Annotated in this window: 17 protein-coding genes; 14 read left to right on the forward strand and 3 right to left on the reverse strand. The window is 55.1% G+C overall.

Annotated elements, in window-relative coordinates:
- Positions 1–315: 315 nt before the first annotated feature.
- Both KBZ14_RS14975 and KBZ14_RS14980 read left to right on the forward strand, forming a co-directional pair.
- Positions 316–519 (forward strand): ribbon-helix-helix protein, CopG family, encoded by a 204-nt coding sequence (locus KBZ14_RS14975; protein WP_255119148.1) that lies wholly within the window; start codon positions 316–318, stop codon positions 517–519.
- Positions 520–521: 2 nt separating this feature from the next.
- Positions 522–827 (forward strand): hypothetical protein, encoded by a 306-nt coding sequence (locus KBZ14_RS14980; RefSeq protein ID WP_255119149.1) that lies wholly within the window; start codon positions 522–524, stop codon positions 825–827.
- A gap of 332 nt (positions 828–1,159) precedes the next feature.
- Here KBZ14_RS14980 and KBZ14_RS14985 read toward each other — a convergent pair whose 3' ends face one another.
- Both KBZ14_RS14985 and KBZ14_RS14990 read right to left on the reverse strand, forming a co-directional pair.
- A complete protein-coding gene (locus tag KBZ14_RS14985) occupies positions 1,160–1,462 on the reverse strand; it encodes a hypothetical protein (RefSeq protein WP_255119150.1) in 303 nt (100 codons plus the stop codon).
- 316 nt (positions 1,463–1,778) lie between these two features.
- On the reverse strand, positions 1,779–1,916 hold the full coding sequence (locus KBZ14_RS14990; RefSeq protein WP_255119151.1) for a hypothetical protein: 138 nt from the start codon (positions 1,914–1,916) through the stop codon (positions 1,779–1,781).
- Positions 1,917–2,014: 98 nt separating this feature from the next.
- Here KBZ14_RS14990 and KBZ14_RS14995 point away from each other — a divergent pair, with 98 nt between their 5' ends.
- Both KBZ14_RS14995 and KBZ14_RS15000 read left to right on the forward strand, forming a co-directional pair.
- The gene (locus tag KBZ14_RS14995; RefSeq protein ID WP_255119152.1) at positions 2,015–2,209 is read left to right on the forward strand and encodes a DNA-binding protein; all 195 of its coding nucleotides are present in this window, start codon (positions 2,015–2,017) and stop codon (positions 2,207–2,209) included.
- Between the two features lie 14 nt (positions 2,210–2,223).
- Complete coding sequence (locus KBZ14_RS15000) at positions 2,224–2,601, forward strand: type II toxin-antitoxin system death-on-curing family toxin (protein WP_255119153.1); 378 nt, start codon at positions 2,224–2,226, stop codon at positions 2,599–2,601.
- A gap of 69 nt (positions 2,602–2,670) precedes the next feature.
- Here KBZ14_RS15000 and KBZ14_RS15005 read toward each other — a convergent pair whose 3' ends face one another.
- Positions 2,671–2,967, reverse strand: a complete 297-nt coding sequence (locus KBZ14_RS15005) for a hypothetical protein (protein WP_255119154.1) — start codon at positions 2,965–2,967, stop codon at positions 2,671–2,673.
- 726 nt (positions 2,968–3,693) lie between these two features.
- Between KBZ14_RS15005 and KBZ14_RS15010 the strand changes: the two genes are divergently transcribed.
- The 10 genes from KBZ14_RS15010 (at position 3,694) to KBZ14_RS15055 (ending at position 19,724) form a co-directional block, all read left to right on the forward strand.
- A complete protein-coding gene (locus tag KBZ14_RS15010; RefSeq protein ID WP_255119155.1) occupies positions 3,694–4,320 on the forward strand; it encodes a hypothetical protein in 627 nt (208 codons plus the stop codon).
- Between the two features lie 397 nt (positions 4,321–4,717).
- A complete protein-coding gene (locus tag KBZ14_RS15015; RefSeq protein WP_255119156.1) occupies positions 4,718–5,224 on the forward strand; it encodes a hypothetical protein in 507 nt (168 codons plus the stop codon).
- A 121-nt stretch (positions 5,225–5,345) separates the two neighbouring features.
- A complete protein-coding gene (locus tag KBZ14_RS15020) occupies positions 5,346–5,504 on the forward strand; it encodes a hypothetical protein (protein ID WP_255119157.1) in 159 nt (52 codons plus the stop codon).
- Positions 5,505–5,508: 4 nt separating this feature from the next.
- Positions 5,509–6,342, forward strand: a complete 834-nt coding sequence (locus KBZ14_RS15025; RefSeq protein ID WP_255119158.1) for a M20/M25/M40 family metallo-hydrolase — start codon at positions 5,509–5,511, stop codon at positions 6,340–6,342.
- Positions 6,343–6,641: 299 nt separating this feature from the next.
- On the forward strand, positions 6,642–7,076 hold the full coding sequence (locus KBZ14_RS15030; RefSeq protein WP_255119159.1) for a hypothetical protein: 435 nt from the start codon (positions 6,642–6,644) through the stop codon (positions 7,074–7,076).
- A gap of 232 nt (positions 7,077–7,308) precedes the next feature.
- Positions 7,309–11,235: a hypothetical protein gene (locus tag KBZ14_RS15035; protein WP_255119160.1), complete on the forward strand. Its 3,927-nt coding sequence runs from the start codon at positions 7,309–7,311 to the stop codon at positions 11,233–11,235.
- A complete protein-coding gene (locus KBZ14_RS15040) occupies positions 11,232–12,230 on the forward strand; it encodes a hypothetical protein (RefSeq protein WP_255119161.1) in 999 nt (332 codons plus the stop codon). Before KBZ14_RS15035 ends, KBZ14_RS15040 begins: the two co-directional genes overlap by 4 nt.
- Positions 12,231–12,266: 36 nt before the next feature.
- Positions 12,267–18,677 (forward strand): DEAD/DEAH box helicase, encoded by a 6,411-nt coding sequence (locus KBZ14_RS15045; RefSeq protein WP_255119162.1) that lies wholly within the window; start codon positions 12,267–12,269, stop codon positions 18,675–18,677.
- Positions 18,678–18,896: 219 nt separating this feature from the next.
- On the forward strand, positions 18,897–19,403 hold the full coding sequence (locus KBZ14_RS15050; protein ID WP_255119163.1) for a restriction endonuclease subunit S domain-containing protein: 507 nt from the start codon (positions 18,897–18,899) through the stop codon (positions 19,401–19,403).
- Positions 19,404–19,406: 3 nt separating this feature from the next.
- Entirely contained in the window at positions 19,407–19,724 is a 318-nt protein-coding gene (locus tag KBZ14_RS15055; protein ID WP_255119164.1) for a type I restriction-modification system subunit M N-terminal domain-containing protein, read from the forward strand.
- The last annotated feature ends 69 nt before the right edge of the window (positions 19,725–19,793 follow it).

Genomic DNA, 19,793 nt, shown 5'->3' on the forward strand with positions numbered 1-19,793 from the left:
CCTTGACCAGGGGCGATCCTGAAGGTGCCCGGCGCGGCGCTTCTTGCGGTGCGTCTGGAGCTGGTGGGGTGCATCTGGCGGACGGCTCACCCTCTTGGGGCTGGGCTCTTGGGTGTCACTGCTGTCAGTCCACTGCCGCCAGTGATGACAGGACCCTTGCTCGCCACGGTTTTTTGCCCAGGCGGTGACGAATCCTGTGCTTTGTCGCCAGAGAGGCGACAGCCGCGCTAGATGTACGGAGAAATGCCGGAGCATCATCCGACAAGCCCCGCCCTCGTCGGGGCTCACTCACCCGAGAAGGCAGGAGCTTGAACCATGGCTGAAACACGATTTGACGTGCGCATGACGGAGCAGCTTGCTAGCGAGTTCGATGAAATCGTTCAGCGCACAGGCCTCTCCAAAGCTGAGGTTTTTCGCCGTGCAATTGCACTCTATCGAGTTGCTAAAATGGCCAATATGAATCAGGAGCAGGTGATCATACGGAGCAAAGATAAAGAGCGAGAACTGGTTTCAATTTAGCTGTGACTGATCGCGATCATATTTCCCCTCTCGGTCAGGGACCAGAAGAGGTTGTTGGTACTTTCTCGATTCATGAGCAGATCACCCTGATTGATGCCAGGGATAACAGTAAAGATAGGGAATCAAGCAGGCAAACGAAAGACAAGCTTGTTAATTCTCTGGTGCTCTTTAGCGGTATTTTGATCCTCTTTGGTGGTATCACGGCCTGGAGGCACGAAGACCCCAAGGTGAGGGAGGTGGCTGTTGCTCTGATCGGTACGCCGATCGGTCTCATCGCCGGCTTGCTCGGGGGTATCGGTTTGCGTTGATGCCGGCAAGTGCATCCGCCAGAACCAAGTCCACGACAGGAAATATGACTCGCCGACCATAGCCTCTGGCACCTGCTACGGGGCCATGGCTCATCCCGATCAACCGCACTGGCGTCACCGCACTGCCGGCAGCGACGGCAGGAGGCGACATGAAACGCGCCCCTGGCTTTGTGGCTTGGATCGATACGGAAGCCACCGTGATGAGTCGTCTGGAGCTCCCCAGCTGGTAGGTGTCACTGCCGTCAGTTCACTGATGGCAGTGACGGAAGTGCCCGGGGTTTGAGCTGTAGTTAGGCACAGCAGAAAAGGCCGGCCAGGGGCCGGCCCTGCCCTCAAAGGGCCCTGGCAGCTGAGCTGGCCTCAAGGGCCTGATGGGCAGCCACCTCAGCGTCCTGATCGGCCTCGATCACCCGATCAATCGCATCCATCCGGGCGAGGAACAACGCCATTGCAGGCAGGAGCTCCTCTTCCAACAGGGTGATTTCTTCCTCCCCATAGGGGTGATTGACCCAGGGCCTGGGGATCAGCAGCCCTCGGGCGGTGTGGGTGGCGAGGATGAACGCCACGGCCCGGTAGCAGGACTCCACCAGGGCCACCGGATCCTCGGGGCCATACCCCAGAACATGCGTAGCCATAACGACCTGACGCCTTGCGGCGCAGCGACGGGACGCCTGCAGGACTGCCCCGCCAGTCAAGGGGCGAGTCCTCCAGCCGATGCGCGCTGAGCACCGGCAACGCCGGGGCGATCGCGCCACACCAACCAGTCACTCGCCTCGCGTCAGCCCTTGACCAGGGGCGATCCTGAAGGTGCCCGGCGCGGCGCTTCTTGCGGTGCGTCTGGAGCTGGTGGGGTGCATCTGGCGGACGGCTCACCCTCTTGGGGCTGGGCTCTTGGGTGTCACTGCTGTCATTCCACTGTCGCCAGTGACGACAGGACCCCCCTGGGCGTTTTCAGCGCTCCAGCCAATCCCGCAACTGCTGGCGGTAAGCCGCCTCAAGCACGGCCCGGGGAGCCCAGCCTGCGCACCAAGGCGGTAGCCGGTTGAGCAGCCAGCCCAGGAGCCACAGCAGGTGCTGCGGGGTTTTCATGGTTCCGTTTGGCGGCTCAACGTCTTATCCGCTTATCCGCGCCACATCCCTGGCATCCGCTGCCATCCTGGACGCAGCCTGTTTCGGGTCACTGCGTGATGACTATCGCCATCGATCTCAATCCCCAGCAGGAGCAGGCTCTGGTTGAGGTAGCCAAGGAGTTGCAGGTCACGGCGGTCGACCTGGCCGCCGCCGCCGTTCGCGATCTGGTGGCACAACGTTCGAATGATTTCGAGGCCGCTGCCCAACGCGTGCTCGACAAGAACGCTGAGCTCTACCGCCGCTTGGCTTGATGCGCTGGCTGACGTTGGCCGAGGTGCTCTCCCTGCACCGCAGGTTGATCGATCAGAGTGGCGGCCTTCCTGGTCTGCGAGATCTGGGATTGCTGGAGGCTTCTCTGGCTCAGCCTCGCCAGAGCTTTGCTGGAGTTGATCTTTATCCGAGCTTGACGGATCAAGCCGCAGCTCTTGGCTTCTCCCTCATCCAGAACCATCCGTTTGTCGACGGCAACAAGCGGATCGGGCATGCAGCCATGGAGATCACGCTTCTGCTCAACGGCTTTGAGCTGAGGGCAGACGTTGATGAGTCAGAAGCTGTGATCCTGGCCGTTGCGAGCGGCCAGATGGATCGATCGGCCTTCACGCGCTGGGTTCAAGATCATCAGGGCCGCATTGAGATGGATTGATGGCCGATCTAGTCGGTGCATGGATCCCGTCACTGCTGTCAGTTCACTGATGCCAGTGATGGCAGGCCGTCACTGCACGGCGACGCGCTCCTGCAACGTGCCGCTCACGTCGTTGTGCAGAACACTGCGGATCAGGGTCTGATAAAGTACACCCTCCTGTAGTGCCCGGGTTCGGATGGCCTGGAGATCACCACTGGAGAGGCGGATGTTGATGCGCTGATCCTTCTGTCCTGTGGCCCTGGCGGATTGGCGCAGGCCATCCAGCAGTGCAGGGGTGGCCACGCTGGTCAACGCACCCTGCTCGAATACGTCGAGGAGCTGCTGCTCGCCGGCTTCCAGCGGGAGCACAGGATTGTGTTCAGGCATCGTTCTCTCCGTGAGATGGATCGGTCGTGTACAGGCGCTGAGCTCTGCGGCTCGGAATGATCACCTTCAGGACCAGGTGGTCGTCTGACTCCGCATAGGGCACGAGGTGCCCGGCGCGGCGCTTCTTGCGGTGCGTCTCGAGCTTGTGGGGTACTGATCGCGCATACCGCGCTGCTGAGTCTTTCGATGCTGACGGCCTGGGTATCCAGTGGTTTTGCTGATGCGGTTTGGGTTAGCTGAGAGGCTGCCGAGAGCCGGTCAGGAGTTCAGTAGTGCCTCCAGTTTCGCCTGCACGCCTATCCGGACCTCAGGGTCTCCCACCAGCTGCAGAGCGCCGCTTTGTGGCCACCAGTTCAGCTTGAGATTGCTGCGGTCATCGTCGAAGACGCAGAGCTCAAAACTGCCTTTGTGTTCCCAGTGGCACGGTATGGCCAACTGACCAACCAGAGCCTGTAGGCCTTCTAGCGAACCATTGAAGTTTATGGGAACTTTGTGGGCTTAGTCTGACCCTAGGGGGCCAGGTCGAAAAGATCCACTCGAACAGGGCCGCAGTCACTCCAGGCTGACGTCGATCACCGGTTGGTTGCCGTGCGGACGGCTCACCACTGGTGATCCGCTCACAGCCGCCGGTCTTGATGCTTTCCCAACGGTCCGCACCAACGTTTGGCTCACTACACAGCCGCGGCAGCGCGTGCCATGGAAGCGGCGTGGCCCCTTCCAGTGGGTATGCGTGTGCCGAAACCGGGAGACGTGGGGGCCGATGGCCAGGCGGTTCTGCCTGGGGTGAGCGATGACCTGTATCGGGCCGTGCAAACCGCCGTGCAGAGCCTGCCTGCGATTCCACGCTTGATTCAGAACGACCAAGTCAGCGATGCCATCGACGATCTGTTCCCCGATCCAGCCGTGCGAGACACGGTGATGGTGGCGGCCAGGCGGTTAGCGCCATCGGCGCGGAACAAAGCGATCGATGAGCTGTTTCTGAGCGGCCCCCATCCCGATGAAGACCTGGGACCAGCCAAACCCCTCACCAAGCAGAGCCGACAGATTCTTGGCCGCAGCTTGAACACCCCCAACAGCCGGCGGCTCAAAGGGCATGGAGACTTCGAGGGTGTTCTGCGTGAGGTGGACCTGGATGCCCGTCGCTTCGAGATCCGCGGTCGCGGTGCCAGCAGCGGCATGCGCTGCATCTACGAGCCGATCTACGACGGCAAGATCATTGCCATGCTGAACGTCGCCGTGCGCGTTAACGGGAGCTACGAGGCGGCAGCTGATGAACAACCCAGGCTGGTGCGCGTGGAGCAGATCACCGTCACCCGCGCACCGGATCAGCAGCTCGATCACGGGGTCGAATGATCTGAATACTGTTAGAGTTGGATGTGGATCTGGTTGTTGAGCTTGTCGACCTGATCTTTACCAACAAGCCGTCGCTGACGAGCAAGGCGATGAGCAGCCAAGTTATCAGGAGCGGCTGCTAGAAAATCCTCGGCTGTTCGCCATATACCAAGGTCTTGCAAACGGCGTCATTTGATGAGCTTCAACAGTGCTGTCGCTGGCAAGGGCGACACTCCATAGCTGCCAGCGCTGACATCGCAACATGGTCACGGGCGAAAGAGCATATATGGGTCGATGCCAAACCCCTCGAAGTGCGAACGTCAAGATCTCGGTGAACTCGCGCATGAATCTCAAATACAAACCACCCAAGGTGGCTAACGAAGAATAGGATGGCGTGACCAACTAAGCCCATGCATCAGTGTCCGACCTCGAAGAATTGTCCAAAGATAAGCGAAAACAAGATGTGAATGCAAAATCCACGAGAAACGAAGAGCAAGACTTCGGAAGCAATCTCCCGCGCAAGTCAGAGGATCGGTCTCGATTGGAAGCCGAGCCCCTGGCACGGCAAGCTGAAGCCGAGAAGCGCTTGCTTGCGAGAGAAAGTAAATCGTTGGACGGTTTTGACTTTTCGCATAGCGAATTCACAAGGCAGCTGTGCCCAGAAGCCATAGGGCACTTCTGCATGCTTTGGGGAGACCACGGCCAAGGAGGCTACGACACACAGGCGAATGGATACATTCAAGGTGGCCAGGGAACGGACGGTGAATTTGAATTAATCAGCATCTATCTCGACTTTCAGGAGGCGGTCAGTCAGCGCAACTGGGATCAAATGAGACAGATCATAAGGGAATTGCGTCAACTACGAACTGGCATGGGTTACAGCCAAGCCGAGGAGCGAGAGACCCGGAGACATGACAGCCTTTAGTAAGTCAGGACGCAAGAAAAGGCTCCTATCGCAATTCCCGGAAGTGGTCGTTCGCGCAAGCCACCTTGCATCGGACACCTAAGTCGAATGAACTGATCCATGACACAACAGTCGGCTCACCATGACCTCCGAGCAACTCGATCAGATCGCCAAGGCTGTGCAGGACAGCCTGCTCAACAGCCTCGACATGTATGCGCAGAGCGCCATGGAGGAGCTCGGGATCACGGAGGAGATCACCGACGATGACTGGCAGACCCTGGTGGACCTGATCCTGGCCTGAGCCCATGGGCACTGCTGTACATGCCCGCCTGCTCGCCGACTTGCATCAGATCGCCGTGCCGCGACATGCCCGTTGGGGTCCGCTCGGACTGATGGCGGTGCGCCAAGCCATCCGAGAGCGCCTGGCGCCGCTGGGGCCGCTGGAGGAACACCGCTTTGCCTCCTCAGGAGAAGAAGGCGTCAACCTGATCCTGCGACTACCTGGACGAGACGCACAGCTCGCGCCACTCCTGGTGGGCGCCCACTACGACGGACCGCTGCATTCCCCTGGTGCCGACGACAACGCCAGCGGCGTGGCGGCCCTTCTGGAGCTGGCGCAGCGTTGGGCGGCAGATCCGCCTCTCCGGCCGATCTGGCTGGTGGCGTTCGACCAGGAGGAGTGGGGAATGGTGGGCAGCGCGGCCCTGGCGCAAGAGCTCCGCCAAGCCCGGCAGCCCCTGAAGCTGATGGTGAGCCTGGAGATGCTCGCCTACACGAGCACCGAGCAGAGCTATCCGCTCCCTGCGATGCAGGCGGTGTACGGCGATCGGGGCGATTTCATCGCCCTGGTCGCCAACGCCGGCGCCGGCCTACTGCTGCCGGGGCTAGCCCGAGCGATGGGGCGGCACGTGCCCACCAAGGTGTTGCCGGTGCCCAACGGCGGCCGAGCCATTCCGGATGTGCGCCTCAGCGACCACAGCCCGTTCTGGGATGCGGGCTACAACGCCCTGATGGTGACCGACACCTCATTTATGCGGAATCCGCATTACCACCAGATGAGCGACACGGTGGACACGCTGGATCTGCCCTTCTTTGCGGCGGTGGTGGAGGGGCTGGATGCGGCGATGCGACAGGTCTGAGAGGCGTCAGCCAAGCACCAGCAGGCTCCCGGGGCGGCTGGTCCTGGCCAGCAGGCAGCAGCGGTGTAGCGAAGCGGCAATGTGCCCGCGGAGCCGGGCGTGTGGCATATAGCCCTCGAGCGGATCTATGCAGCCGGCGTATAAATCGGGGGGGAAATCGTGAATCCTCCAAAAGCCAGGTCCTGCCAGGCGTTGCCATGGAGCAGACTGATGTGAGAACGCTGCTGAGCTGCATCCGCAGACCACCTCGGTACGGCCTTCACAACGGCCCTCCCAGGGCAGCCCTGACCCCTCGCTGCATGCCCGCCCGTCGCTCAGCACCCAAGCCGCCGAGAACCACGAAGCCCCATGCCGCCCTGACGGCTCTGGGCTTCCGGGTGGCAGACAGCGGTCCGCACACCAGCATGACCTTGATGCTCCGCGAGCTGGAGACGCTTCTGGCGGCCGTGCCGGTTGACGCTCGAGCCAAGTCCTACCGAGCGGCGATCCTGGAGGAGAACGTGCTGGGGAAGGGCACGCTCTCCACTCGCAAGGAAACAGCATCCCGGCTGACCGCCCTGCACGGCCTGGATCCCACCAAGCCCCTGTTCCGCGTGCTGCGGCGGCTTTGGGGCGTAGCCGCCACGAACCGCATCGCGCTGGCGTCGAACAGCCAGCTGGTAGGCGGCTGCAGTTGTGTATGGGACTTGCCACTGGCAAGTGCTGTGACGTCTTCTAGCGAAGAGGAGGAATGAGACGGTGAGCCTTAGGAGTCTGGGCAGATGGCTTTACCACGCCATTACTTCATCAGACAAACGGCCTTACATCGAGTCTTCATTAGAAGAGCTAGAGGATCTAGCAGATGAATCGTCCTCGGCTTCAGAAGCATTCAGATTGCTCGGAATATTTGATGAACTCACCTACCGGATCACATCTCCAGAAAGACGAGACCGGCTGAAGACAAGAATCGCGGATCAGCTACTCCGAATGGAGGGCATCAAGTTACCGCTTACATCTGACAGGGATAAGGTTTCAGAGATAAGAGCGCAGCTTCTCTCTAGGTACGCAGAAAAGGCAGATACCGAGCGCAAAGCCAAGGAAGCTGCTGCTGAAAAAGCCCGGCTGGAGGCAGAAGCCAAGGCCCAGCGTGAGGAGGCTGAGCGCAGGGAAGCGGAGCGCAAAGCCGAGGAGGCTGCTGCTGAAAAAGCCCGGCTGGAGGCAGAAGCCAAGGCCCAGCGTGAGGAAGCCGAGCGCAGGGAAGCGGAGCGCAAAGCCAAGGAAGCTGCTGCCGAAAAAGCCCGGCTGGAGGCAGAAGCCAAGGCTCAGCGTGAGGAGGCTGAGCGCAAGGAAGCGGAGCGCAAAGCCAAGGAAGCTGCTGCCGAAAAAGCCCGGCTGGAGGCAGAGGCCAAGGCTCAGCGTGAGGAGGCTGAGCGCAAGGAAGCGGAGCGCAAAGCCAAGGAGGCTGCTGCCGAAAAAGCCCGGCTGGAGGCAGAAGCCAAGGCTCAGCGTGAGGAAGCCGAGCGCAGGGAAGCGGAGCGCAAAGCCAAGGAAGCTGCTGCCGAAAAGGCCCGGCTGGAGGCAGAAGCCAAGGCTCAGCGTGAGGAGGCTGAGCGCAGGGAAGCGGAGCGCAAAGCCAAGGAAGCTGCTGCCGAAAAGGCCCGGCTGGAGGCAGAAGCCAAGGCTCAGCGTGAGGAAGCCGAGCGCAAGGAGGCGGAGCGCAAAACCAAGGAAGCCGCTGCCGAAAAAGCCCGGCTGGAGGCAGAGGCCAAGGCTCAGCGTGAGGAAGCCGAGCGCAAGGAGGCTGAGCGCAAAGCCAAGGAAGCCGCTGCCGAAATGGCCCGGCTGGAGGCTGCTGCAGAGCAAGCGGGGAGGGAGGAACAGAAAGAGCTAGAAGAGGGCTCCACTGCTGCAGAACCAGCCAGCAAAGAAGAGCTCCTGCGCCAGCAAAACTTACAAGAACAAATCCAAAGGTTCTTTGCAGCGCGTCCGCTTACAGAAGCCAAGAAACCACTCAATAAAGAAGAGGAACCAGATTCTGAGCCAGGACTCAGCCGGCCAACTCTCGAAGATGAGGGGATTTGCCAGGATCAGGAGAAAGACTCATCTGCTGATGAGTCAAAAGCACTTGTCGTGGAAGCACTGATCGATGAAACGCAAGCAGATCCAGAAGCGCAAAGAGCCACAATCGACGCACGCCGGGATGCAACAGCGGATCAAACCAGGCAGAAATACGCTCCAAGCAGTCAGCAACTTAAACGGAGCGCAGAAGAGATACGAGAAGAGCGACGAGAACTGGCAAGGCTTAGAAGGCTTGAGCGCGAAGGGAAAAGAGAGGATCAATCTGGAGATGACCCTGCGGATGCTGACCTGGATAACGAATTTGAACAGGCCGAGCAGTTTGCTCCATTCCTGAGAGCGATACCTGCGCACTGGTCTGACTGGTCAGAGCATCACTGGAACATCAAGCTGCTTGATTATTGCTTCGTTCAAAAAGCAAACGAAAATAGTAGTCAGGGGATTCCTTCAACCGAAGAAGATCTTGCCTTCGTGACCGGCGATAGGGAGTCTGCTCCCGCCGAGATAGCTCAGGCACTTGTCGACCGTGTTCGCGAGTTCTCAGTCAATCACGGCTTATCGCCCGCGCGTCTTCTCATCAAGAGATTAGAGACATGGGACTACAAGAGCCCTGGCCCGCCAAGATATTTTGCTTTCCTTTGGACGACGTGTCTTATTGCGCAAGGATTCCCGTCCCCCTTTGAGCAGGGTGAGTTTCACAAGCGCTATGAGCGCTATGACGTGTATGGTTCGAATGAAACACAATTTCTAAGCGGGAATCTCCCAGCAGCCTGGGAACAACTCTCAAAATGGCTTGACAGAAACGATGTCTTTGATGCCCAGGCGCATAGACGGCTCATCTTGCCAAAGACGGATCCCAGGCGTTCGATTATTTCGCATTCCTGGAAGCTTTCGTTTCCATGTCGCTCTGATCGAAAGAGATTGCATGATCTCCTAGGAAGAGTCAAAGCAGGGAAAGCTTCATCTGCAATTGCCGACCTACAACTTATTTCCACGCTACTTTATCAAGGCAAGTTCACGCCTGAGTTCGCGGCCGCACTCAAGCAGCAGATTGATCTTGTACAGAAAGGCGAACAAGTGGAAGAATGGTTGTCGGCAATTATTCGACGAGAGATTGAATCGCAAGGGATAAGCCAAGCCGTATCAGAGCGGAAAGGGAAACCCGAGACCTTGAAAGGCATCTCTCCGAAGGTCATGCTTCATCTTGACGATGAGGACTGCTATCTCGAGTTGGTCCTTCCTGGCCAATCAGTTGTCGTCGAGAAGTCAAGACGCCTCAGCCATAAGAGATACTGCGCAATTAGCCTTGAGACCAAGGAGAGATTGCCGCAGGTTGTTGGCGAGCTTGATATCGACAAGGAAAATGAGAACCTGATTATCCCAGAGCTACGAGTTAAGATTGAAAGTGAAGACGAAGAATATGCATTAAGGCTTCGGCACCAAGGCCTCGATGATGCAGTTCTTGCTGAGTGGAGTTGCGAGGGCTTGCCGAGCAGCAAACCCTATATTTTATTTAATTCCGAGACAAATCAAATCATCAACGATGCAGCCCTGAGTGGCAACACATTATTTTTCCTGTTCAGGCGTCATTGGGATGTTGTCCTATCGGACGGCATTGAAGCTGAAAGCGAGGAGCCAATAGGTGTGTCAAGACCCCGGGGATGGCTTCTCCTTGAGCTAGCCAAGACGAGCCCACCACAGGAATCTGAAACAATCTCTCTTACCAATGACACAGGCGAGAGGTTTGATATTTGCTGGGTGGACCCTGATGTTGAAAAATCGAACAGTAGGCCACTTCTTCAAGGATTGAGCACCCCATGGCAAACCAATAGATTCGTCATGCTGCCAGAAAGTCCCGAACTATGGCTTCCGCCCGCAGTCACAGATGCAGAGATTGAAATGTACAAGATTGAGGATGATGAGTTCTTCATGCCCATCGGATCGATTCGGGTGCCTTCTACGGAAAGTTGGCAGCAGGCAGGAGTACGGAGTCATATTGCCGACCCAGGCCACTATTCAATTAGGTTATCTTATTTCGACAACCTGAGTGGACGGAATCGAAGATGGACCAAACAAGTCCTTATAGATGAAGAGCCCGACATCGAAAGTATCTATCCGACACCATTACAAGCTAAATGTAGCTATAAAGATAGATTGAAGGTGTTGGACCTCGAGAGAGACGTGTCACCCCTCGTCTTCCAAGAGACTCAAGAGTTCTGGAATGCTGAGTGGCTGATACATGGGTTGTGGGCACATGAAAAGATCCGCGTTCGCCTAGATGGCGATGGTGAAAGCCACTCACCAGTTCTTTCAGCGGATCACTCGGGTAGCTGTAAGATCCCGATTGCCGCATTCGAACCGTATCTTTTATCAAAAGAATCAGCGAGGCTATCGATCCAAAGACAGGGGTTTATCAGTCAATACGATTTGGCGGTCATAATTGGAATTCCCAGCCATAGCGATCAAGCATCGAAACAAGAACAATATACTTCTGCCATAGAAACAAACAAACGACCAGCTCAGCGAAGAAGGCTTGTCGACAGAGTCGAGCTTGTCGTATACGGTGACAGAGGAAGCTTTGACATCCAAAAGATGATGGCTGAGGAGCTTAAGGATTTGCTGGAGGAGCGATTCGGCCATCTAGATGCTAGGGCAATAGAGTATCCCGAAGGGAAGTTTGCTCGTGGGACTAGGTTTGTCTTTCATAGGATGAGCTTTCCTGATATCGAAAACGAATGCAAAGAGAAGTTACGTGCTGAGTTGGATTCTTTGGTAAAGTCAACAGGAGGGAAGTCTGGTCTTGCCTTCAGTGCAGAGTGGAGCCGAGGAAGAGAATGAGAACATCCGAACTCAAGCAACTTATTATCACGCTCTTGTCGAGTGCTCGTAAGCCTGATGATCCTAGACAGGTGATCGGGCTGACCTACCGACAAATCAGTGAACGGATTGGGGCATTACTCCCACCCAGTCAAGAAGCAAAGGCAAGGGAGTTATTAGCAAGGCGAATTAGTGAACAGCTTGAAGTACTTGAGAGTGAATTTGAGATTGCGTCAAAAGGAGAAGGAAGAAAGAACTTCCGAATGGCCCCACCGGGCTTGATCGTTGAAAGGCAGGTTCCCCTTCGCGCAAAGTATGTTGGTGATCGGGCGTACATGAACGAAGTTATTGATTTAATCGATGCAGTTTGTGATGTCGAAACAAGAATTATGGAATCCAGCAAGAGTGCAGATGAATCCAGAGAAATCCTTGAATCTCGTGGAATATCAGTTCAAACAGAGAACATGCTTTTTGAGTTTCTGCCTGAGCCACAGCTACCAACCCAGGTCGATCTGTCTATGGCGGAACAGCTTTGTGAGGAAGATAACAGCACAAGAATGGATGCCTATGTTCCTCGTCGCATGAACTTCTTTGATAAGCGATGGGTCAGCCTTGCCGAGGCACTGCCGAGTGAGATGAGTCAACTTCGCCGCATCAAAGAGAAATCAATCAGATTCGGTCAATCCACATACTCATACTTCTGGGCGACTCCGGATGCATTTTATAGACTACAACGGAAGCAAGCTTTGCTCGCCATGTATCGCATTGATCTTGATGCCAATGCCGCACGACTACTTGACATAGATAGTCGAATTCCGATCAATATAAAGAGCCACTTGCCATTTGACTATTGCGTATTATTGGCCAGGTATGCTGATGAGATTGCGCTTAAGTCGCAGACGAAGGGTGGCAATGATGAACGGCAATCCAGATATCTACAAGTAAAGTCTAAATACAAAAGCTTAATAGCTGAGCTGCTCGAGAGCAAGTTGGGAATTAATAAGCCGATGAATTGATTAAGAATCCGACTTTAGTACCTCACCACTTTCTCCATGCCCCTCGACGCCGTCTCTGCAGCCACCAAAACCCGGAACAGCCTGGTTGACTATCTCCTTGCTGCCTACCCGATCAACGACGCTGCTCTTAGGCGAGGGTTCGAGGAACTACTGAGGCAGCCGGGGAGGATTTCACAAGATCCCTACCTGGAGGGAAATCAACCGTATGAGGCTGGCAGGACTCTTCGGCAGTTGACGGACGAGGGTCTCCTCGATCAGAGGATGCTCCAACTGTTTGAAGCCGATAGGCCGTTGTACGCGCATCAGGAGGCAGCTGTCGTAGCGGCTGTCAAGGACCAGGCAAACATCGTTGTGGCGACAGGAACCGGCTCGGGTAAGACGGAATGCTTCCTGATCCCAATGCTGCAGCGGCTGCTCCAGGATCCTCGCCCGGGCATGCAAGCGTTGATTCTCTATCCGATGAATGCCTTGGTCAATGACCAGGTCAAAAGGCTGCGGAAGCTGTTATGCAAACAGGAACAAGGCCTAAATCTGATTCGATTTGGCTTCTATACAAGTCGGACTGAAAAGACTCATGCCAAAGCTGAAGAAGCGCTACGCCGTGAGCTGATAGGAACGGAGCGTACAGAGTTGCTCTCTCTGTTCGATGCTGTTGAACAAGAGAGGATGAAAGTTCTTCCCCCCGCTGAGCTTGTTGAACAAGCCGCAGCGAGGGTGATGCGTGTTCAAGCCATTTCGCGCGAGGAGATTTGGAGGACACCTCCTCAGATATTGATCACGAACTATTCGATGCTTGAGCATATGCTCATGCGGCCAAAAGAAAGAGGGGATATCTTCGAGTCATCGAAGCATTTCAGCATGCTGATTCTGGATGAAGCGCATACCTATAGCGGTTCTACGGGTACAGAGGTGGCGATGTTGTTGCGGCGCTTCAAGCTGTCAATGGGCATTGAAACAAGTGGCCAGATTCAAGCCATTGCTACCAGTGCTTCCTTAGGCGATCCTCGTCAGGTAGGGATCAAGAAGAAAGTCTGCGGCTTTGCCTCGCAACTGTTCGATGAATCCTTCAGCGAACAGCATCTAGTCTGGGGTACCAGAGTGAGCCCAGATAAGCGCTTCGGTCCAACTTACGAAGTTGATTCATGTCCAGACGAAGAGCTGTATGAACATTATGAGGCGCTTGATGTTGGATCTATCTCCAAATCCGTAGAGGCTGCCAAAGAAGCTCTCAAGGGATTGGTTCCCTCTGCGCAAATGCAAGCTGCGCACAAGGCTGCTGGGGATGACGTCCATATGTTCCTTTGGCACGCATTCGCCGGCCATCCCCATATTCGTCGCTTAATGAAGGTTCTTGGCAACGGTCCGTTGCCGTGGACCCAAGTCGCAACAAGTACTGAGTTGTGGACGATTCCGCGTTCACTGGATGGGGACGTGGAAGCGGAGGAGTTGCCGCGTGTGTTGAAGGCACTCTCCAATCTGGTCCAGATCGTGACCAGTGCACGGCTCAGACCGGATGAACAGCCGCTCGTTCCCGTGCGGTTGCATCTGCTGTATCGAAGCATGGAGGGGCTGTTTGCATGCATTAACCCTCGCTGTCCTGGTGCTCCTGCAAGCGATGAACACACCCGAAATGTGATGGGTTACGGAAGGCTGTTTCTGGATCGCCGCACGCACTGCGAATCCTGCGCGGGGCCAGTCATGGAATTATCCTCGTGCCGAAAATGCGGCGAGGTCTATTCCATCGCCGTAAACAAGGCCAATATGCTGGCAGAAGTTCCGCGCGCGATAGAGAATATCGAGGAGAACGAGAGCATCTTGGTGTTAACACCTGTCCCGAGGCAGCTCCTCAGTAGCGACGAAGAAACAGGTGAAGATGATGAAGTTGAAGAGGAATCTACGGCTTCAGAAAAGGTCATTACTTTGAATGGTGGCTACCAGCTCAAGTCCATGCTGGTCACAGAAGATAGCGGCCATTGGCGAGTACTTGAAACAGAAGCAAGCGCTTCAAAGACAGAGAGGTTGCTGTCGACGGAAGTGTTTCAGCTGTACCGCTATGTCAAGCCTAAGGCTAAGCCTGAAACAGAGGGCGTTGATCCATCTCCGAACTGTTGCCCGGGCTGTGGTGCCAGGAGGATGCGGCAGACCTGGATGAGTCGGTTCACGTCCTTTACCGATGCACCATTGTCTGTGGTTATCGACCGCTTGTTTGATCTGCTCAGCGAGACTGGCCATCAGCCTGCGGGTACGGCTCATGACGAAGCAGCCAAGATCGAAAAGCCCAGTTCGAAGATTCTTACGTTTTCAGATGGCCGTCAGGATGCGGCTTACTTTGCCTCAGACTTTCAACGCTCGCATACAGAGTTTCTGTATCGTCAGAGTATCTGGAAAGCCTTCTTAAAAGTGGCTGCAGATGAGTCAGCCACGATCACAGATGTCGAAGAAGAATTAAGTCATCTATTGAGGGAGGCTTCCATTCCCCATCCGGATCGAGACCCCGAGCTTCATCATAAGAGCTATGCCAGCAATGAACCGAGTCAACATCTTAGGATGAACAGAGCGGCCAAGGATCTTGACAAGCTTGCTGCAAGGAGATCTCGCGAGGTTTTGCTTTGTGAGTTTGGTCTGCCGTCGGCCAGGAGGACATCCATGGAGGCCCTTGGCCTGGTGGCCTGTCACGTGGACGAGATTCCAGACCAGCTTATTGATCAGACATGCGCAATATTTGGTTGGAATGACAGGTGGAGAAGAGAGTGGGCTCGGGTCTTTCTCTATGGCTTGACCGATGAAATCCGTCTTCTAGGCGCTGTCGATATCCAGGATGCCTCGAACTACTACAGCGAGACTGGTGGTGATGATGCAACTGGTAGGCCAGGGATTCTGGGAGCCAAGGGGCAACCAAAGAAATTTCTAAAAAAGGCTAAGATTGTCAAAGATAAAAATGACAAGAATGTAATTTCGTTTCAACCCAAGCCGAACCGAAAGGATGGGCAGCCAAATCAGAATCAGAATAGGTTAGTTCGGCTGGTTGAGAAGGGGCTTGGCTATATTCCCAGTGGGGATATGATGAATGAACTCTTTGATGCCCTTGTCGCCAGCTGGTTGCTTGCTCTCTCGCCAGGTCAGGGCTTTCAGTTAGCATGGAGAAAAAATATTCTTTCAAAATCAGATGTTGATTGGTATGAATGCCCTCAGTGCAAGCAGATCTTTCACAAGCCAGGCTTGAGCTTGCTGGAGATCAGCCAGGTTCCAAACGCTTTTCGCTGCCCGGCCCACAAATGCCAGGGGTCTTTGAGGGAGCGTCAAGAAGGGAATTTGGTCAAGCAACACTATGTCTCCCTGATTCAACGTCGACCTATCTCCTTGACAGCCGAAGAGCACACCGCCCAACTACAACCGGAAGAGCTGTCTGAACGCGAAAACCGCTTTCGTGCTGGCGAGATCAATCTGCTGAGTTCCTCAACGACCCTCGAGCTCGGCGTCGATATCGGCGAACTGCAGGTTGTGGCACTTCGCAACTTCCCTCCATTCGTCAGCAATTACCAGCAGCGGGCTGGACGAGCGGGACGTCGAGCCGATGGCTTGGCGGTCACTGTGATGTACGGTCAGCGGCGCCCTCATGATCGCTATTTTTTCGAACAGCCTCGCCATCTAATTGCCGGCTCCAATAAGGTTCCCAGTTTGGATATTGGCAACTATGCCATATCCAAACGCCATGTACAGGCTGAACTAATTGGCTTTTTCTTGCGATCTAAGCAACTTGGAACAGAGGATCTCACCGTTGGAGACTTTCTTGGTCTACCAGACGCTGAAGAGGCTGTTGCGGTTGATATCGAACAACTTGCTGGTTACTGCAGCAGTCTGCACCTATGGCTTGGCGGCAACGAAGCACAGGCATACTGTAGGTTAGTTCTCACCCTTTTGGGTACGGAGGTTTCGTGTCAACAACTCCTGAGTGATATGTCAGGAGAAATTCTTGACTTTGCGAAGAACCAAGCCCTTGACTGGAATAGTCAGTTCAATACCCTTAAAGATATACTAGATGAATCAGTTGAGCTGAGTTCAAAGCGGGACAAGGAGTCTCTGCGCAGAAGAGACCAATTGTTTAGAGCTGAAAAGGGGTGCATCGCAGAACTTGCAAAAATTCGTGGGGCAAGCCTTCATGATTTGCTGGCTCAGGCGACTATTCTCCCAATTTACGGATTTCCGATTGATGTAGTACAGCTTCTGACTCAGAAGAACGATACACATCTTTGGGCAGGTGGTGGACATCGTCTACAGAGAGACCGCCGCCTCGCGCTTACGGAGTATGCACCTGGTCAGGAAGTCGTTGTCGATGATCGAGTCCACCGATCCATAGCAGTAGTCAGACCTAGTGATCTTAAGACTCGCTACTACTGGGTATGCAGCTCATGCAATGCATTTGTAGAAAAGAACAGAAAAGAAGACATAGAAGAGCATCTATCGAATCCAGATGGCGAACTATCTTGCCAAGTCTGCGGCGTCGAAGTGAAAGCAGGAGGTAGACTCGGGATCGGTAAGGCTTATATTGTCCCTCGAAAGTTTAGCACGGACTGGTCACAGGCTCCAAAGATAACGCCGTTCAGAAAACCGTTACGACAACCAACCTCGCAGGTCTTTCTTGCTCAAGAAAGATCCGAACAAGATATTGATCTAACGGCTATGGAGCCCAATAAGTATTACCAGCTGGTGTCTTGTAGGTCGGGAATCTTCTTCTTGTCTAACCAGGGGCCCCGTGGTCGTTCCGGGTCTTTTGCATCAAGCGGATACTGGCTATGTCAATACTGCGGTCTAGACCTGTCATCCCAGATCAAGGCTACAAGGCCGAGATCTAATAAGAGTAGTACGGATCAACGTAAGCCAGAGCATAACAATCCAATTACAGGCAAGGCCTGCATTGGAAAGGCGACACTATTCCATCTCGCCCACCAGTTTCGTAGTGACTTCCTAAAACTCCGCTTCACCGAGGACGCGAATCCGCCTCGCCTACTTGGAAAAATCCTGAATCTTGAATCAGGAAACAGCGTTGAGTCCGTTTCTCAGGGCGAGGAGGCGACAGACGAGGCTGCTCGCGATGGGTCAAGTTTCTGGCGCTCGCTGACCTACGCCTTACTTGCTGCTGCCTCTGACGTCATTGATATCGATCGGTCTGAGCTTGATGGTTTGTTTCGTCCTATAGAAAACAACTACAACGCGGCCGAGATTGTCATCTATGACAACGTCGCATCCGGAGCTGGCCATAGCAAGAAGATTGCCGAGATGTTTGACGATGTCCTCAAGCGAACTCTTGAGCTGGTCAGCTCCTGTTCGTGTGAAGCCAGTTGTTACAACTGCTTGCGGACCTATTCGAATCAGAGTTTTCACGCTGAATTGGATCGCCACCTTGTTCGTCGATTCCTCGAGCCTATTGTTGGTGAGCTGAACCCAGATCAGTTCCAGCGTGCATTCGCTCGTCACTCCAGCTACTTTGATACCGAGAAACTAGACGAGCTCTTGTCTCAGTATGTGGCCACGGCTCGTCAAGGCACAGCTTTCGCGCTGAACGATCTAAAGACTCATCTAAAAATGCGCCAGCTAGAACGAGCGATTGATTCTCACAAAGCAAATGACCAGCCAGTGCTTTGTGTTTTGAGTGAGCTTCCCGCAAACGAAGGGACCTCCGCTAGCAAGTTCATTCGACGCAAGCTGGCCGATTGGATCGACTCGGGCTATCTAGATCTTTATCATCATCCTGATTCTTCTGCGCAGATGTTCTGCCTTGGTCACGGATCCTCAAATGCTGTGGCAGGGCAGATTCTGAATCTGCCTGATCAAGGTCTGAAGTGCATCATCACCAGGAGCAAGCAAGGAGTTGGCGATGCACATCTGAAGATTCAGGCGCTGAAAAAGTCAAGTAGGCAGGTTGCTGCTTCAGAGCTGGAAGACCCAGGCACCAAGGCATTCGGCTTTGCCGTTTCCAACCGTGCATACAGTGTGGATGATCTTCGCAGCATGATGGGACTTGAATCTGTTCTTCAAGGCAAGAAGCTACTCTCTGCGGACTACTATGACAGGTATTTTGAGAAGCAGAGGGGGAAGTATGCGCATCTCTTCGTCCAATTACTAACTGGTCAATGGCTGATAAATGACAGCCAAGTTTCAATCCATACCAACCAATTGAGAGAAGAGTTCCAGGACGGTCATGACTTAACGCGAAAACATGCGATCGCTGAGCAGATTCAGAATCACCCAAACTTCCATTTGTGCTGGCGCAATTGCAACGTACCTGGACCCAGGCTTGACCATGCGCGTGAATTAAAGCTCGTCTTTGCCGATCAATCTTCTTGTCTCGTGACATTTGAGAAGGGTCTGGACTTTGTGCGTCGCCGGTGGGGGACTAATGAGTACGAAATATCCGAACGAAGCAAGGTATTTGTCGAGCAGATGTGATGAGAACCTTCGCTGTCATCTGATCTCCTACCCCCCCCCCCCCACCCCCACCCCGTCTCCATCCACTCCCGCACACTGTTCGGATTCAGCACTGATGAGCAGGTCTCCCAAGCCGAATCTTGCACCATGGTGTTCTTCTTCTCGATGGAGGGTTCGTGGTGGCGCCTACGACTTCGACATCTCTACTCACTGCTGATGACCACTATGAGGCCGAATAAAATGAGTCGGGCCAGCTTTGAATGGGTGATCTGGCAGGCCCAGTTGCCGGAAGCCACCCTCGCCAAGAGACGTCAGCAGCAGATGGAGCCGGGGGATGTGCTGTTGTCGATCAAGGGTGGCCCTGGCAAGGTGGCCATAGTGCAGGACCTCGAGCACCCGACGGTGCCCGGCCAGGCCTTCTGCGTCGTCCGCATGCGGCCCAACGCCCCTCTCACCCCGGCCGCTCTGCTGCAGTATCTCCGCAGTGCAGTGCGACAGACCCTTTTGGATAAGGCCGGGCAGGGAACGGCAGTGGCCTTCGTCCCTATGGGGGCAGTGAAGGGCTTGCCCATCGTGATCCCCCACCCCAGCGAGCTCCAGCGTGCCGAAGACCTGGAGGAGGAAGGTGCGGCCCTGAGTCGCGAGGTCGAAGAGTTGAGCCGCCGGCTGCAACGTCTCTCTCGGCAGGGCTGGCTGGAAGACATACCTCCCGCCCTGCTGGCTTGCGCAGAAAAGGAGGGTGCCTGAACCATGGCGATCCGTAAATCCGAGCTCTACTCCAAGCTCTGGGCCAGCTGCGATGAGCTGCGTGGCGGCATGGATGCAAGCCAGTACAAGGACTATGTGCTGGTGCTGCTGTTCATCAAATACATCAGCGATAAGTACGCCGGCCAGCCCTATGCGCCGCTGGTAATCCCCGAGGGATCCAGTTTCACTGACATGGTGGCCCTCAAAGGCAAGGCGGAGATTGGCGACCGCATCAATAAGGAGATCATCGCCCCGTTAGTGGGCAGGGCTGATTCAAAGTGTGTCACAGGCATTCTTGCAATGGCTGCGAGCATGGGGTGAGATCGGTGGAATTGCCCCCTCTCAGTGCTCCAAAGCGTTTCTGCCGCAACCGATCTCGATCTGATCAGC

The sequence above is a fragment of the Synechococcus sp. HJ21-Hayes genome (assembly GCF_024345835.1).
Lineage (GTDB): Bacteria > Cyanobacteriota > Cyanobacteriia > PCC-6307 > Cyanobiaceae > Vulcanococcus.